12 protein-coding genes and 2 rRNA genes are annotated in these 16,152 nt (G+C 49.1%); 11 read left to right on the forward strand and 3 right to left on the reverse strand.

Going from position 1 to position 16,152, the window contains the following annotated elements; all coding sequences use genetic code 11:
- Positions 1-5: 5 nt before the first annotated feature.
- From U719_RS03305 to U719_RS03315, 3 genes are read left to right on the forward strand one after another with little or no spacing between them, the layout of a single operon-like run.
- Positions 6-2,066: an ABC transporter ATP-binding protein gene (locus U719_RS03305; RefSeq protein ID WP_023467305.1), complete on the forward strand. Its 2,061-nt coding sequence runs from the start codon at positions 6-8 to the stop codon at positions 2,064-2,066.
- A 60-nt stretch (positions 2,067-2,126) separates the two neighbouring features.
- On the forward strand, positions 2,127-2,447 hold the full coding sequence (locus tag U719_RS03310; RefSeq protein ID WP_023467306.1) for a DUF1811 family protein: 321 nt from the start codon (positions 2,127-2,129) through the stop codon (positions 2,445-2,447).
- Entirely contained in the window at positions 2,444-2,716 is a 273-nt protein-coding gene (locus U719_RS03315; RefSeq protein WP_023467307.1) for a YfhJ family protein, read from the forward strand. Before U719_RS03310 ends, U719_RS03315 begins: the two co-directional genes overlap by 4 nt.
- A gap of 47 nt (positions 2,717-2,763) precedes the next feature.
- On the opposite strand, the gene U719_RS03320 is transcribed toward U719_RS03315, so the two are convergent.
- Positions 2,764-3,747, reverse strand: coding sequence for a metal-dependent hydrolase (locus tag U719_RS03320; protein ID WP_023467308.1), 984 nt, complete (start codon positions 3,745-3,747; stop codon positions 2,764-2,766).
- A 103-nt stretch (positions 3,748-3,850) separates the two neighbouring features.
- On the opposite strand from U719_RS03320, the gene mutY reads away from it, so the two are divergent.
- From mutY to U719_RS03340, 4 genes are all read left to right on the forward strand, one after another.
- Positions 3,851-4,867: an A/G-specific adenine glycosylase gene (gene mutY / locus U719_RS03325; RefSeq protein WP_023467309.1), complete on the forward strand. Its 1,017-nt coding sequence runs from the start codon at positions 3,851-3,853 to the stop codon at positions 4,865-4,867.
- Entirely contained in the window at positions 4,867-5,292 is a 426-nt protein-coding gene (locus U719_RS03330) for a hypothetical protein (protein WP_023467310.1), read from the forward strand. Before mutY ends, U719_RS03330 begins: the two co-directional genes overlap by 1 nt.
- A 116-nt stretch (positions 5,293-5,408) precedes the next feature.
- Positions 5,409-5,951: a DUF402 domain-containing protein gene (locus tag U719_RS03335; protein WP_023467311.1), complete on the forward strand. Its 543-nt coding sequence runs from the start codon at positions 5,409-5,411 to the stop codon at positions 5,949-5,951.
- Positions 5,952-6,041: 90 nt separating this feature from the next.
- Complete coding sequence (locus U719_RS03340; protein ID WP_035398853.1) at positions 6,042-7,775, forward strand: ABC transporter ATP-binding protein; 1,734 nt, start codon at positions 6,042-6,044, stop codon at positions 7,773-7,775.
- 49 nt (positions 7,776-7,824) lie between these two features.
- On the opposite strand, the gene U719_RS03345 is transcribed toward U719_RS03340, so the two are convergent.
- Positions 7,825-9,123 carry a glutamate-1-semialdehyde 2,1-aminomutase gene (locus tag U719_RS03345; protein WP_023467313.1) on the reverse strand — a complete coding sequence of 433 codons (1,299 nt, stop codon included), beginning with the start codon at positions 9,121-9,123 and terminating at the stop codon, positions 7,825-7,827.
- 175 nt (positions 9,124-9,298) lie between these two features.
- On the opposite strand from U719_RS03345, the gene perR reads away from it, so the two are divergent.
- Positions 9,299-9,721 carry a peroxide-responsive transcriptional repressor PerR gene (perR, locus tag U719_RS03350; RefSeq protein WP_369792039.1) on the forward strand — a complete coding sequence of 141 codons (423 nt, stop codon included), beginning with the start codon at positions 9,299-9,301 and terminating at the stop codon, positions 9,719-9,721.
- A gap of 14 nt (positions 9,722-9,735) precedes the next feature.
- Here the strand turns inward: perR and U719_RS03355 are convergent, their stop codons facing one another.
- Complete coding sequence (locus tag U719_RS03355; RefSeq protein WP_023467315.1) at positions 9,736-10,098, reverse strand: DUF2614 family zinc ribbon-containing protein; 363 nt, start codon at positions 10,096-10,098, stop codon at positions 9,736-9,738.
- Positions 10,099-10,212: 114 nt separating this feature from the next.
- Here U719_RS03355 and U719_RS03360 point away from each other — a divergent pair, with 114 nt between their 5' ends.
- The 3 genes from U719_RS03360 to U719_RS03370 all read left to right on the forward strand — a co-directional run bounded on the left by U719_RS03360 (position 10,213) and on the right by U719_RS03370 (position 16,069).
- A complete protein-coding gene (locus U719_RS03360) occupies positions 10,213-11,082 on the forward strand; it encodes a nucleotidyltransferase-like protein (RefSeq protein WP_023467316.1) in 870 nt (289 codons plus the stop codon).
- 346 nt (positions 11,083-11,428) lie between these two features.
- Positions 11,429-12,990: ribosomal RNA gene (locus tag U719_RS03365) — 16S ribosomal RNA — on the forward strand.
- 165 nt (positions 12,991-13,155) lie between these two features.
- Positions 13,156-16,069, forward strand: a 23S ribosomal RNA gene (locus U719_RS03370).
- The 16S and 23S rRNA genes sit together here, the layout of an rRNA operon.
- Positions 16,070-16,152 lie beyond the last annotated feature (83 nt).

Below are 16,152 nucleotides of genomic sequence, written 5' to 3' on the forward strand. Positions count from 1 at the left end.
TCTGCATGAATGAATTAGAATTATACCAACTCGATCCGGCACGTCGGAAGACGACGATCCGTTCGTTGATCCGCTATGCGATGCATGAGAAACAAGCGATTTTCTTAGGGTTGTTTCTACTCGTACTGGCAGTCGGAGCGGAATTGACAGGTCCGTATATTGCCAAAGTCATCATTGATGAACATATCGTGGCAATTGAGAAGGACTGGGTCGAAGTTAAAGCGGACGGAGCGGTCACATATGACGGTCGTCAGTTCGCCAAAGCACAAGACGTCTCGAAAAGTCAGATCGTTCAGTCCGTCTCGATCGTTCAAACGACCAACGGCTACTTTTTCGTACCGAAACAAGTCGTCAGTGGAGGAGAGCGGAAAATCAGTGGAAATACGATGACGGTCACGCGTGGAGACGACGTCTACGCGTATGATAATATTCAAAAACTGACACAAGGACAGGTCTATGATTTTTATTCAAAAGACTTAAAAGCAATCGGCTGGTTGTCCTTGATCTACGTCCTTTTGCTGCTAGTAGCAGCTGGTTTGAACTGGATTCAGCAAATCTTGCTCCAGCGATCTGCTCATAAAATCATTAAACGGATGCGTCTTGATGTCTTTACGCATCTGCAACGGTTACCGGTTCGTTATTTCGACCAGACACCGATCGGGAAAATCGTCAGTCGAGTCACGAATGATACGGAAACGATTCGCGATCTATATCTCGGTGTGCTCGCCCGGGTCTTCTCGGGGATCATCACGATGGCGGGGATTCTGGTCGCGATGTTCTTCCTCGATTATCGCTTAGGACTAGTCTCACTAATCATCATTCCGATCGTCTATTTCTGGATTCAGCTATTCCAGAAACTCGCGACGAAGAACAACTTCAAAGTCCGCTCCCTCGTTGCCGACATGAATGGTCAACTGAATGAGAACATCCAGACGATGCCGATCATTCAGGCTTATGCACGTGAGAAGGAAGTTCTTGCCGAATTCGAACAAAAGAACGAAGAGAACTATCAGACACGGGCAAAGTTGTTACGACTTGATGCCCTGATGTCCCACAACTTATCCTACTTTTTGAAAAACTTGACGCTCGCCTTGTTGATTTGGGTCGTCGGTGGGAAAAGTCTGACGAACGGCTCGTTTTTATCGCTCGGGATCTTATATGCGTATATCGATTACGTGTCCCGTTTATTCGAACCGGTCACCCAAATCATGAATCAGCTGTCACCGCTACAACAAGCACTCGTGTCAGCGGACCGAATGTTCCAGTTGCTCGACGAAAAGGGAGAGCCGGTCGAACAAGGTCGTGTTGCTCGGTTTAAAGGGGCGGTGTCCTTCAAGGACGTCGAATTTAGTTATGAAGCGGGAAATCCCGTATTACGTGAGATTCAAATTGATGCTCGTCCTGGCGCGACGATTGCCCTCGTCGGACACACGGGCAGTGGGAAAAGTTCGATCATGAACTTGCTGATGCGTTTCTATGATCCGTCAAAAGGACAGTTGTTGATTGACGGACAGGACGTGACGACTTTACCGAAACAAGCGGTCCGTGAGCATATGGGGATCGTCCTACAGGATCCGTTCCTCTTCACAGGAACGATTCGCTCGAACATCACACTCGGCAATCCTGATATTTCCGAAGAACGAGTACGACAAGCGATTGAAGCTGTCGGTGCGGATCGGTTCATTGATCGTTTACCGAACGGGCTCGATGAACCAGTCATCGAAAAAGGTGCCACGTTATCAGCGGGGGAACGGCAGTTGATCAGTTTTGCCCGTGCGCTAGCGTTCGACCCTGCGATCCTAGTTCTTGACGAAGCGACAGCGAGCGTTGACTCGGAAACGGAAGCGGTCATTCAGGATGCTTTGCTGACGTTAACGAAAGGGCGGACGACGTTCATCATCGCCCACCGCTTGTCGACGATCAAGGATGCGGATGAGATTCTTGTTCTCGATCATGGTCGGATCGTCGAGCGAGGATCCCATGATGTGCTCCTTGCAACGTCCGGGATTTATGCGAAAATGTATGCGTTACAAAGTAAACGGAATCTTGAATTGAAATCAAGCTAATCCATCCAGTTTCTCCTCCTTTTCGTTTATACTGAAAAACGAAGAGGGGGAGTTTTTGTAATGGAGACACGGATGAGTCAATTATCGAAATACGAGCTTGAGATGTTGATCACGAAATTAAGTGAACAAAAACGAAAAGCGGAGCAACACGGGAACGTCAGTGAAGTGGAAGTCGTGACGCGAAAAATCGCCATTGCGAAAAGTTATTTGATCGATCCGGCACGATTCGAACGGGGAGCCTTTTACCGAATCGAAGGAGAAGAGGCACGATTTGAGTTACACTTCGTCAATGGCGTCATGGGCTGGGGACATTTTGAAGGAACCGCTCAGGAAGTCGCGATTCCGCTCGCGTTATTCACAGGAGAGGGAGAACAGACATGACGAATCGAGAACAAGCCCTTCAGCAACTGGCTGAAGAATTATTGCAAGTGAATGAAGTATTAACCCCGGAAGAAGCACTGACGTGGGTCGAAGTGCTGTGGGAAGATTTCGAAGCGACACTCGCGCGCGCAGGTGAGAAATATCAAGGTGAAGCCGTCGCGGTTCATTTCGTCGAGCAACAGATCAAACAGCACGGGGCAATGTTACACCGGTTTAATACGACGAACGAAAAATTCAAACATTTGATGACAGGTCGAAACGTCGAATGAAAAAAAAGCTCCGCACATCGGGATTTCCGTTGCGCGGAGCTTTGTCTTTATAATGCAGGGATGAACAGTTTTTTCTGCAAGGTCCGTTCGCTGAACACCCAGCCGGTATAGGAGCTGACGATCTCTTGTGTGGCAGCGTCGATTCTGACGACGGCAACGAATGGATATACTTCCTTCGTGAAGTAACGCAGGTTGGTGAAGCGGTATTCGACAATGCCATCCTTTCGTGAGACCGTATACGTATGAATCTTCGAAAACTCAAGAAACGCTTGCAAGTCCGCGTTTTGTTTGACGATTTCGTACAAGGCGTCACCGTGTGGTTCGTCCTTGATCCGGAAGTTTCCGCATTCGACGACGGTTCCACTGTTAATCTTAACGACGGAATACTCATCGCGTAAACGTGCCGCGACATGCCACTCATCCCATTTCATGCCAGGGGAGATGAACAGTTTATGCGCGCCGCGATAATAGCGGGCTGCGGTCGCGAGGGCATCGTTTCGTAACTTGAATTGAACAGCGTAGTAGATAATGACGATGGCGATTAAAATCGGGAAGATGACGATCGTTGCTCTCGTTAGTAGCCAAATCCCGAACGCGGCATAATACATTGTGAACAGATATGGATCAAATGTATTGATGACACCCCAACCGATCCAGGATTTTTTGAACGGGTGTAAGGCTTGTGTTCCGTAAGCGTTAAACAGATCGACGAAGACATGAAGAGCGACAGCGATCTGCGCCATCAGCCATAATGAAGTCGGAGGTACACCGAATAACGTGCCGATGACGATTGAAAGTAATAACGGCCAGGCGAGCAAAGCAATCAACCCGTGCGATTTTCCGCGGTGTTGACGCAAGTAGGCGCTGTTTCCTTTAAACTTAAAGACAGTATCGAAGTCCGGTGCGTGTGAACCGACGAGCGCCGTCGTCGTCACGGCAGCAAACATCGTCGTGCTCGCTGCGACGTCAGGGTGTAGCGTCGAGATGGCGGCGAGACAAAGTCCCATGCCGATATGCGTACCAGTATCCAATGCGAATTCGCTCCTTCTATAAAATCGTGATGGTGAATCCATCGAGGTTCTGCCGAGTAATTTTTAATAAATATATCGTATCCAAGAGAAAAGAGGTAACCTTTTGACTGTCGTTCAAGAATATTTCACAAACTTTAATAAAACACAATTTACCACAGAACTGATTGCCTGGTTCCTTCGTGAACAGCGGGATCTCCCGTGGCGAAGAACCAAAAACCCATATCATATCTGGATTAGTGAGATCATGCTTCAACAAACACGCGTCGATACAGTCATTCCGTATTATGAGCGCTTTACGAAACGTTTTCCGACACCGCATGATTTGGCAGAAGCGGATCAAAGTGAAGTTCTGAAGCACTGGGAGGGCTTAGGGTACTATTCCCGTGTCAAGAATCTTCAAATCGCGGTTCAGGAAGTTGTTGAAAAATATGATGGAATCGTTCCGGACGAAAAGGAATTGTTCAGTCAGCTGAAGGGCGTCGGTCCGTATACGACAGGAGCGGTTCTATCGATTGCTTATGGGCAAGCAGAACCAGCTGTAGACGGAAATGTGATGCGCGTCCTCTCGCGTGTACTTGGGATTTATGAAGACATTGCTGCACCGAAGACACGGAAATTGTTTGAGGCGGCGGTACATCAATTGATTGATCCGGCTGACCCGTCCAGCTTCAATCAAGGTTTGATGGAACTCGGTGCGATGGTCTGTACACCGAAGTCTCCGATGTGTGGACTCTGTCCTGTTCAAGACGTTTGTTTTGCATATGATCGAAATGCACAGGAAGAACTACCTGTGAAGACGAAGAAAGGGAAGACGCAAATTATTCCGTATGATGCTCTCGTCTATGAAACGAACGGAAAAATCGCAATTGAACAACGAGCAGAAACAGGTTTGCTCGCAGGGATGTGGCAATACCCACTTCGAGAAGCAGAAGAAGATCGTAATGGGACGCTTGTCGGGCACGTTCGACATATCTTCTCACACCGGATTTGGGAAATTGCCGTCTATCGCGTGACGGAACAGCCGGACCAGACGGTACTAGTTGATCAGGAAACGTATGCGACGCATCCAGTATCTGTCGCGCAAATGAAGATTGATCGACTATTAAAGGGGGAAATCTAATGCATACTTTTCGTTTTGAGACACGTGTCGATACATCAAAGGAGCAAGCGTGGGATTTTTTAAGTGACGCCAAGGCCTTAAGTCGATTGACAGTATTTCCGCAAGTGAAGACGTCGGGTGATACGCGGACGCGAGCAGGAAATACGATTCGTCTGCGCGTTGGTGTTCCTCCACTATTTGTCTCGTGGACGTCTTGGATTCCTTTCGTAGAAGAATATGTCTTCGTCGATGTCGGTACAAAAGTGCCGTATCCATTCCGGGCATGGTGCCACGTGCACCGAGTCGAAGAACGTGAATCTGGCGTCTATTTCGTGGATGAAGTGACGTACGCATCCTTCTTGCCAGCCTTCGTCATTGAAGCATTCATCTTGAAACCGATGTTCAAACAACGAAAAAATGCGATTTTGAATCACTTTCAAGCCTGAATTCCGTCATTTTTCTGAAAAAATACCCTTTCGTTTTTCATGCGTTCTGAAAATGGGTATAATAAGCACGAGAGTATAACAGAATGGAAGAAAAACGCTTTAGAAAGGAGTAGCACATGAGTCGATTCCCAAAAGAAAGTAGCAAGATTGAGATTCAAAGTTTCAAACATAACGGGAGCTTACACAGAGTTTGGGAAGAAACGCTCGTGCTGAAATCGACGGAAGAAGAATTGATTGGGTTCAATGACCGCATCATGGTCAGTGAATCGGATGGTCGTCAGTGGCGAACACGAGAGCCTGCAATCTGTTACTTTTCAACAGAACTCTGGTTCAATGTCATTTGTATGATTCGGGAGGATGGCATTTACTATTACTGCAATCTTGGATCACCTTCTACGTTCGATGAGAAAGATCGAGCAGTCAAGTACATTGATTACGATTTAGATATCAAAGTGTATCCGGACATGTCCTACATGATCCTCGATGAGGACGAGTATGAGAAGCATCGCCGCGAGATGAACTATCCGAAGGCGATCGATCGTATTTTGAAAGACAATGTCCAAATCCTGATTCAATGGATCCGCAGTCGCAAGGGTCCATTTAACCCGGCTTTCGTGGATATGTGGTATCGTGAATATGAAACAAGATATCGGAGATGATGGTTCGCCATCGTCTTTTTTTAATTGAAGGAAGTGAAACACGTGGCAACACAAGCAAAACGTAAGAAACAAGGTTCGATCCGCCGCTATATGGCGTTCGTCAAGCCGTATCAAAAACAGATTCTCCTGACGGTTTTCGTCGGGATCATCAAGTTCTCGATCCCACTTGGACTTCCGTTGTTGTATAAGTACATCATCGACAATATCCTAACTGGAAACACGATGCCGATGGCAGAAAAAAGTAAACAATTGGCGTATTTGATTGGAGCGGGTGTCTTCATCTTCTTGATCGTCAAGCCGCCGCTCGAATACGTCCGTCAGTACCTCGCGCAATGGTCAGCGTCGAAGATTTTATTTGACGTTCGTAATCGATTGTTTGATCATGTTCAGAAATTATCGCTTCGTTTTTATTCGAATACGAAAACCGGAGAAGTCATCTCGCGAATCATCAATGATGTCGAGCAGACGAAAGACTTCGTCGTCACGGGATTAATGAACCTATGGCTTGATATGATTACGATTTTCATTGCGATCGCGATCATGTGGACGATTGATCCGAAGTTGACGCTCGTCGCCATTATTCCGTTACCATTCTACGCCCTCGCCGTTAAGTTCTTTTACGGTCGCTTACGCGGATTGACACGGGAACGTTCGGCAGCACTTGCGGAACTACAAGGTCATTTGACGGAACGGGTCAACGGCATGGCAGTCATTCGTAGTTTTGCACTCGAACCACACGAGAACAAGGCGTTCAAACATCAAAATGATGGCTTCTTAAAAGCGGCGCTGCGTCAAACGAACTGGAATGCGCGGACGTACGTCGTCGTCTCGACGATTACGGACTTCGCACCGATCCTCATTTTCGGGACAGCGGCGTTCTTCGTCTTGAACGGACAAGTGACACTCGGGACGATGGTTGCATTCATTGGTTACATCGATCGCCTGTATGCGCCGCTCGGTCGTCTCGTCAACTCCTCAACGACGTTGACGCAGTCGATCGCTTCGATGGACCGGATGTTCGAGTTTTTAGATGAGCCATATGACATCACGGAAAAACTGAATGCACGCGATCCAAAAGATGTCCGCGGAAACGTTCAGTTCGAAAACATCAGTTTCGCTTACGAAGAAGGCGGCGAGCTAGCGATTGATCGCTTAACGCTTGACGTTCAGGCAGGTGAACGGATTGCTTTCGTCGGGATGTCAGGTGGTGGGAAATCGACGCTCGTCAGTTTAATTCCACGCTTCTATGATGTGTCTGCCGGTCGGATCACGCTTGACGGCGTTGATATTCGTGACTTGAAGTTGCGTGGTCTTCGCGATCAGATCGGGATGGTCATGCAGGAGTCAATTCTATTCAGTGAGTCGGTTCAGATGAACATTAAGATGGGGAATCCGGAGGCGACGGATGAGGAAGTCATCGCAGCGGCAAAAGCAGCGAATGCCCACGAATTCATCGAACGATTACCAAACGGTTATCATACGCCGGTCGGTGAACGAGGCGTCAAGTTATCGGGTGGTCAAAAGCAACGTCTAGCCATCGCTCGGGTCTTCTTGAAGAACCCGCCGATTCTGATTTTGGATGAGGCGACGAGTGCGCTCGATTTAGAGAGCGAAGCGATGATTCAAGATTCGTTAGCGCGTCTCGCGAAAGGACGGACGACGTTTACTGTCGCGCACCGTTTATCAACGATTACCGATGCCGATAAGATCGTCGTCATCGAAAATGGTCAAATTACGGAAATCGGAACACACGAAGTCCTCATGCAAAAACGAGGCGCTTATTTCGAACTGTATGCCATTCAAAATCTGGAACTCGTCGAATAACACAAAAGCAGCGACCTTTGCGAGGTCGCTGCTTTTTTAGTGGGAGGACTTAGAGTCGAGCAAAGGCACGATCGACTGCTGCAATCGTCTCTGTGATGTCGGCTTCCGTATGTTCCGTCGTCAAGAACCACGCTTCGTATTTCGAAGGAGCAAGGTTGACGCCTTCTTCCAACATCAATTTGAAGAAACGTCCGAACATCTCACTATCTGCACGTTCTGCACCATCGTAATCGATGACTGTTTCGTCCGTGAAGTAGACCGTCATGGCACCTTTTAGACGGTTGATCGTAATCGTGACGTCATGGCGTTTTGCTGCTTCTAGCACACCTTGTTCGAGTAAGGCGCCAAGGTGATCGAGTTGTTCATAGACACCAGGCTGCTCAAGTAGTTCAAGGCAAGCGATACCGGCAGCCATCGATGCTGGGTTACCTGCCATCGTTCCCGCTTGATAAGCAGGACCGAGTGGCGCGACGTGTTCCATGATTTCTTTGCGACCTCCATAAGCGCCGATCGGTAAACCACCACCGATGATTTTGCCGAGTGCCGTCATATCGGGGCGGATATCGAGTAACTCCTGTGCACTGCCGTACGTGAAGCGGAAGGCTGTGATGACTTCATCATAGATGACGAGTGCGCCGTGTGCATGCGTGATTTCGTTGACCGCAGCAAGGAATCCAGGTTGCGGTTCGACGATACCGAAGTTTCCGACGATCGGTTCGACGAGTACACAAGCGACCTGATCGCCCCATTGTTCCATGATTTGACGGTACGATTCGATATCATTGAACGGTGTCGTGATGACTTCTTTTGCCGTCGCTTTCGTGACACCAGCTGAATCAGGAGAACCAAGTGTCGCCGGTCCGCTACCTGCTGCAATCAGCATCAAATCCGAGTGACCGTGGTAACACCCACTGAACTTCACGACGAGCTCACGACCCGTATACGCACGTGCGACACGAATCGTCGTCATGACAGCTTCGGTTCCCGAGTTCGTAAAGCGTACTTTTTCAAGCGAAGGAATCGCTTTTTGTAGTTTATGTGCAAAGTCGATTTCTAGACGGTGTGGTGTGCCGTAAAGAAGACCATTTTGGGCAGCATGGGTGATCGCTTCCGTAATGTGAGGGTGACCGTGTCCCGTGATGATCGGACCGTAGGCTGCTAAGTAATCGATATAGCGATTGCCATCGACATCATAAAAGTAAGCACCTTCTCCGCGTTCCATATAGACAGGTGCGCCGCCACCGACGGCTTTGAATGAACGCGATGGGCTGTTGACGCCACCGACGATACACTCTTGTGCGATTTCATATAACGCCTCTGAAGTAGGACGTGTAGTGTGGGTAGACATGAGGATTCCTCCAATCGATGATTCGTGAAAAATATCACGATATGATTGTATCATGGACGTCAAATCCGGTGCAGAGCCGTTGACGGAATGCCTATTTGTAGGTAGACTAATTATAAAGATTACAATCTGATAATCAATGAAAGATAGAAATGAGGGGATGGACGTGGCTAACGAAATGCTGGATGACGCCGTGAAGTCACTTCGGGAATCAGGCGTTCGAATGACACCACAACGTCACGCGATTTTGGAATATTTAACGACGGGACACACGCATCCGACAGCGGATGAGATTTATCGTGCACTCGAACATCGTTTTCCAAACATGAGTGTGGCGACTGTATATAATAACTTACGCGTGTTTCGAGAAAAGGGAATCGTTGAGGAAATGAATTACGGAGACGCTTCAAGTCGCTTCGATTTCGTTACGACACGCCATTACCACATGATCTGTGAGAACTGTGGAAAGATCGTTGATTTCAACTATCCTGTGCTCGATGATGTTGAGACGGTTGCGGCGCACTTAACGGGCTTTAAAGTCGATCGTCACCGATTAGAAGTGTACGGAACTTGTCCGGACTGTCAATCGAATGTCCAATAAAAAAACGAGCTGCCTTAGCGGGGAGCTCGTTTATTGTGTTTATTATATTTTTCATCGAATTCTTTACCTTCAAGAGATGGATCCATCGTCAGTGGTTCATCGCAATGCATACATAAGTCGACGCGACCAAGAACCTTTGTTTCTTTTCCGCAATTCGGACAAGTGACGACAGCTGCCTTCGTTGATGTCAGACCAATCAAGAAATAGAGTGCCGTACTGGCAAGAACCATGACGAAACCGAGAAGCATGAGTAAGACCATGATGATTTCAAATTGTTTGATTAATAGACCGCCATACATGACGAGCATCCCACCGAACACAAGAAACATAGCTAAGTTTCTCGCGCGGTTTATTTTATTTTTACGTTGTTTTTTCAAGTGAATTCCCCCTGTTGTCAGTCTAGCATAAGAAGTGGGATTGCCTGAAGAAGGAAAGCTTGTTTTTTTGTCGAAAATGGTAACGACGAGTTCGTATAGAAGGGTGAGAAGTACATGGAACAAGCAACACGAACGATTTATTCGGAGTACGCGGCTTATCGCGAAACACAAGGGATCATTGCTGTTGAGAAACGGCAACCACGGGATTCCCTGACGGATCAATTTGATACACTTCTTGTCGTCATCACGAGAGACCCAGAAGTCGAGTGGACGATCAAACATTATCGACTGAATACACTAAAGGTATCATTACATCTCGTACATGAAGATGTGTTATCACGCTGGATTTTGTTAAATGCCAATCGACGCGCGATTCACTGGATTGCAGAAGGAACGATCGTTTTTGAACGAAATGATTACTTAGTTGATTTAAAACGGCAGCTATTAAACTTTCCTGATGAGGAAAGATGTTTACAGATGACGATCTCATTCGCTAAACTTTTGCGTCGTTTCCAAGACGGAAGGAACTTGTTCAGTCGCGGACATCATTATGATGCCTATACACACGTCCATCACGCATTACATCATCTCGCGCGATTATCTGTTCTGGAAAAAGGAAAACATCCCGAAACAGTCGTCTGGGAACAAGCGCGACTCGATGATCCGTATGTCTATAAACTATATGAACAATTATTGATGAGTGAAGAGACATTAGATCAACGTATTCACCTAGCCTTGATTGGACTTGAGCATCTTCTGCAGTCGAAGGTCTTATCGGGAGGACGCTATTTATTTGAAATCATGCGTGAGCGGACAAGTCCTTGGACAATGTATGAATTGATGGAAGAAGAGCGACTGCAAGAAGTCAAAGTGGATTTAAGTAGTCTGATTGATTTCTTTATGCGCAAAGGTCTGATCAGGATTTCGTATCAAACAACTAAAGGAGCAGGGGTCGAACTCGTAACGTATGAGCCGGTCGTATGACGATCGGCTTTATTTTTTTCTATGTGTTGTTTTGGCTATATATAGAAGGAAAAAGATTTCAAAAGTTTTTTTAGAAAAACTATTGACGGTATTATACCGAGATAGTATATTAATACATGTCGACAGGGCAACACGCACTGGACGGTGACGAGAAAGAAAAAAGATTTCAAAAAGGGATTGACGCTTAAGTTATTCCGTGATATCTTATTAAAGTCGCTGAAAACGACACGACGAACTTTGAAAACTGAACGATGAGGCAAAAATCGTATTCTACGGAATACAAACATGAATGAAGCGCAAGCTTCGTCAATCGTGACTTCGGTCACACAACGAGCAAGTCAAACACTTCATGGAGAGTTTGATCCTGGCTCAGGACGAACGCTGGCGGCGTGCCTAATACATGCAAGTCGAGCGCAGGAAACTGACGGAACTCTTCGGAGGGAAGGCAGTGGAATGAGCGGCGGACGGGTGAGTAACACGTAAGGAACCTGCCTCAAGGATTGGGATAACTCCGAGAAATCGGAGCTAATACCGGATAGTTCATCGGACCGCATGGTCCGTTGATGAAAGGCGCTTCGGCGTCACCTTGAGATGGCCTTGCGGTGCATTAGCTAGTTGGTGGGGTAACGGCCCACCAAGGCGACGATGCATAGCCGACCTGAGAGGGTGATCGGCCACACTGGGACTGAGACACGGCCCAGACTCCTACGGGAGGCAGCAGTAGGGAATCTTCCACAATGGACGAAAGTCTGATGGAGCAACGCCGCGTGAGTGATGAAGGTTTTCGGATCGTAAAACTCTGTTGTAAGGGAAGAACACGTACGAGAGGAAATGCTCGTACCTTGACGGTACCTTACGAGAAAGCCACGGCTAACTACGTGCCAGCAGCCGCGGTAATACGTAGGTGGCAAGCGTTGTCCGGAATTATTGGGCGTAAAGCGCGCGCAGGCGGCCTTTTAAGTCTGATGTGAAAGCCCCCGGCTCAACCGGGGAGGGCCATTGGAAACTGGAAGGCTTGAGTACAGAAGAGAAGAGTGGAATTCCACGTGTAGCGGTGAAATGCGTAGAGATGTGGAGGAACACCAGTGGCGAAGGCGACTCTTTGGTCTGTAACTGACGCTGAGGCGCGAAAGCGTGGGGAGCAAACAGGATTAGATACCCTGGTAGTCCACGCCGTAAACGATGAGTGCTAGGTGTTGGGGGGTTTCCGCCCCTCAGTGCTGAAGCTAACGCATTAAGCACTCCGCCTGGGGAGTACGGCCGCAAGGCTGAAACTCAAAGGAATTGACGGGGACCCGCACAAGCGGTGGAGCATGTGGTTTAATTCGAAGCAACGCGAAGAACCTTACCAACTCTTGACATCCCATTGACCGCTTGAGAGATCAAGTTTTCCCTTCGGGGACAATGGTGACAGGTGGTGCATGGTTGTCGTCAGCTCGTGTCGTGAGATGTTGGGTTAAGTCCCGCAACGAGCGCAACCCCTATCCTTAGTTGCCAGCATTCAGTTGGGCACTCTAGGGAGACTGCCGGTGACAAACCGGAGGAAGGTGGGGATGACGTCAAATCATCATGCCCCTTATGAGTTGGGCTACACACGTGCTACAATGGACGGTACAAAGGGCAGCGAGACCGCGAGGTGGAGCCAATCCCATAAAGCCGTTCCCAGTTCGGATTGCAGGCTGCAACTCGCCTGCATGAAGTCGGAATCGCTAGTAATCGCAGGTCAGCATACTGCGGTGAATACGTTCCCGGGTCTTGTACACACCGCCCGTCACACCACGAGAGTTTGCAACACCCGAAGCCGGTGAGGTAACCGCAAGGAGCCAGCCGTCGAAGGTGGGGTAGATGATTGGGGTGAAGTCGTAACAAGGTAGCCGTATCGGAAGGTGCGGCTGGATCACCTCCTTTCTAAGGAAAACGTCCCTTACGGGACATGCCCATCGTTCAGTTTTGAGAGCTCGTCTCTCAGTCTCGAAAGAGACACTCGCACCTTGAAAACTGAAGACATCAACAAGACATCAAACTTTTAATTAACCATGTCATTAGACGTGTGTTCTTAGAATACCAACGCTAGATCAAGGTATGAAGGGCGTACGGTGGATGCCTTGGCACTAGGAGCCGATGAAGGACGCGACGAACAGCGATATGCTTCGGGGAGCAGTAAGTATGCTTTGATCCGAAGATTTCCGAATGGGGGAACCCACCATCCGTAATGGGATGGGACATGTTACATGAATACATAGTGTAGCGTGAGGCAGACCCGGGGAACTGAAACATCTAAGTACCCGGAGGAAGAGAAAGCAAATGCGATTCCCTGAGTAGCGGCGAGCGAAACGGGAACAGCCCAAACCGAAGAGCATGCTCTTCGGGGTTGTAGGACACTCTACACGGAGTCAAAAAGGAAGACAGTAGGTGAAGGACCTGGAAAGGTCGGCCGAAGAAGGTGACAGCCCTGTAGCTGAAACTGTTTTCCCTCCAGAGTGGATCCTGAGTACGGCGGGACACGTGAAACCCCGTCGGAATCCGGGAGGACCATCTCCCAAGGCTAAATACTCCCTAGTGACCGATAGTGAACCAGTACCGTGAGGGAAAGGTGAAAAGCACCCCGGAAGGGGAGTGAAATAGATCCTGAAACCGTATGCCTACAAGTAGTCAGAGCCCGTTAACGGGTGATGGCGTGCCTTTTGTAGAATGAACCGGCGAGTTACGATAACGCGCGAGGTTAAGCCGATGAGGCGGAGCCGTAGCGAAAGCGAGTCTGAACAGGGCGTTCAGTGCGTTGTCGTAGACCCGAAACCAGGTGATCTACCCATGTCCAGGATGAAGGTCAGGTAACACTGACTGGAGGTCCGAACCCACGCACGTTGAAAAGTGCGGGGATGAGGTGTGGGTAGCGGTGAAATGCCAATCGAACCTGGAGATAGCTGGTTCTCCCCGAAATAGCTTTAGGGCTAGCCTCGAGGTTGAGAGTTCTGGAGGTAGAGCACTGATTGGACTAGGGGCCCCCACAGGGTTACCGAATTCAGTTAAACTCCGAATGCCAGCAACTTATACTCGGGAGTCAGACTGCGAGTGATAAGATCCGTAGTCAAGAGGGAAACAGCCCAGACCGCCAGCTAAGGTCCCAAAGTGTATGTTAAGTGGAAAAGGATGTGGCGCTGCCTAGACAGCTAGGATGTTGGCTTAGAAGCAGCCACCATTCAAAGAGTGCGTAATAGCTCACTAGTCGAGTGGCGCCGCGCCGAAAATGTAACGGGGCTAAACATACCACCGAAGCTGCGGATTCCGTAAGGAATGGTAGGGGAGCGTTCCAAACCGCTGTGAAGCTGTACCGGAAGGAGCAGTGGAGCGTTTGGAAGTGAGAATGCCGGTGTGAGTAGCGAAAAGAGGGGTGAGAATCCCCTCCGTCGAAAGCCCAAGGTTTCCTGAGGAAGGCTCGTCCGCTCAGGGTTAGTCTGGACCTAAGCCGAGGCCGAAAGGCGTAGGCGATGGATAACAGGTTGATATTCCTGTACCGCCGATCCACCGTTTGAACAATGGGGGGACGCAGGAGGATAGTGACGCATGCGGATGGAAGTGCATGTGCAAGTTTCAAGACCGTCTGATTGGCAAATCCGTCAGGCATCAAAGTCAAGGAACGATGCGGAGTCCCGTAGGGACGTAGGTCACGATTTCACACTGCCAAGAAAAGCCTCTAGTGAGGGGGAAGGCGCCAGTACCGTAAACCGACACAGGTAGGCGAGATGAGAATTCTAAGACGCGCGGGATAACTCTCGTTAAGGAACTCGGCAAAATGGTCCCGTAACTTCGGGAGAAGGGACGCTCTACATGAGTAGAGCCGCAGTGAATAGGCCCAAACGACTGTTTAGCAAAAACACAGGTCTCTGCTAAATCGCAAGATGACGTATAGGGGCTGACGCCTGCCCGGTGCTGGAAGGTTAAGGGGATGGGTTAGCGCAAGCGAAGCTTTGAACCGAAGCCCCAGTAAACGGCGGCCGTAACTATAACGGTCCTAAGGTAGCGAAATTCCTTGTCGGGTAAGTTCCGACCCGCACGAAAGGCGTAACGATTTGGGCACTGTCTCAACGAGAGACCCGGTGAAATCATAGTACCTGTGAAGATGCAGGTTACCCGCGACAGGACGGAAAGACCCCATGGAGCTTTACTACAGCCTGATATTGAGGCTTTGTGCATGATGTACAGGATAGGCGGGAGACGTCGAGCCCGGAGCGCCAGCTTCGGAGGAGTCACCCTTGGGATACCGCCCTTCATGCATAGAGTCTCTAACTCGCAGCCGTGATCCGGCTGGAGGACCGTGTCAGGCGGGTAGTTTGACTGGGGCGGTCGCCTCCTAAACAGTAACGGAGGCGCCCAAAGGTTCCCTCAGAATGGTTGGAAATCATTCGTAGAGCGCAAAGGCAGAAGGGAGCTTGACTGCGAGACCTACAAGTCGAGCAGGGACGAAAGTCGGGCTTAGTGATCCGGTGGTTCCGCATGGAAGGGCCATCGCTCAACGGATAAAAGCTACCCTGGGGATAACAGGCTGATCTCCCCCAAGAGTCCACATCGACGGGGAGGTTTGGCACCTCGATGTCGGCTCATCGCATCCTGGGGCTGGAGTAGGTCCCAAGGGTTGGGCTGTTCGCCCATTAAAGCGGTACGCGAGCTGGGTTCAGAACGTCGTGAGACAGTTCGGTCCCTATCCGTCGTGGGCGCAGGAAATTTGAGGAGAGCTGTCCTTAGTACGAGAGGACCGGGATGGACGCACCGCTGGTGTACCAGTTGTTCCGCCAGGAGCATCGCTGGGTAGCTACGTGCGGACGGGATAAATGCTGAAAGCATCTAAGCATGAAGCCCCCTCCAAGATGAGATTTCCCTTTGAGTAATCAAGAAAGACCCCTCAGAGACGATGAGGTAGATAGGTCACGGGTGGAAGCATGGCGACATGTGGAGCTGAGTGATACTAATCGGTCGAGGCCTTGTTCTAGCAGATGCTTGTTGATGACTTCAGTTTTGAGGGCGCGAGCCTTTCAAAAAACGAAAAAAAGTCTTGACGTTATGTGAACATAA

Origin of the sequence: Exiguobacterium sp. MH3, assembly GCF_000496635.1 — a bacterium.
GTDB classification, from domain to species: domain Bacteria; phylum Bacillota; class Bacilli; order Exiguobacteriales; family Exiguobacteriaceae; genus Exiguobacterium_A; species Exiguobacterium_A indicum.

What these genes read in the sequence shown, in the direction of transcription:
- U719_RS03345 (WP_023467313.1), bottom strand. Translation starts at nt 9,123, where the DNA reads ATGTCTACCCACACTACACGTCCTACTTCAGAGGCGTTATATGAAATC.
- U719_RS03305 (WP_023467305.1), top strand. Translation starts at nt 6, where the DNA reads ATGAATGAATTAGAATTATACCAACTCGATCCGGCACGTCGGAAGACG.
- U719_RS03310 (WP_023467306.1), top strand. Translation starts at nt 2,127, where the DNA reads ATGGAGACACGGATGAGTCAATTATCGAAATACGAGCTTGAGATGTTG.
- U719_RS03340 (WP_035398853.1), top strand. Translation starts at nt 6,042, where the DNA reads ATGGCGTTCGTCAAGCCGTATCAAAAACAGATTCTCCTGACGGTTTTC.
- perR (WP_369792039.1), top strand. Translation starts at nt 9,299, where the DNA reads ATGCTGGATGACGCCGTGAAGTCACTTCGGGAATCAGGCGTTCGAATG.
- U719_RS03315 (WP_023467307.1), top strand. Translation starts at nt 2,444, where the DNA reads ATGACGAATCGAGAACAAGCCCTTCAGCAACTGGCTGAAGAATTATTG.
- U719_RS03335 (WP_023467311.1), top strand. Translation starts at nt 5,409, where the DNA reads ATGAGTCGATTCCCAAAAGAAAGTAGCAAGATTGAGATTCAAAGTTTC.
- U719_RS03330 (WP_023467310.1), top strand. Translation starts at nt 4,867, where the DNA reads ATGCATACTTTTCGTTTTGAGACACGTGTCGATACATCAAAGGAGCAA.
- U719_RS03360 (WP_023467316.1), top strand. Translation starts at nt 10,213, where the DNA reads ATGGAACAAGCAACACGAACGATTTATTCGGAGTACGCGGCTTATCGC.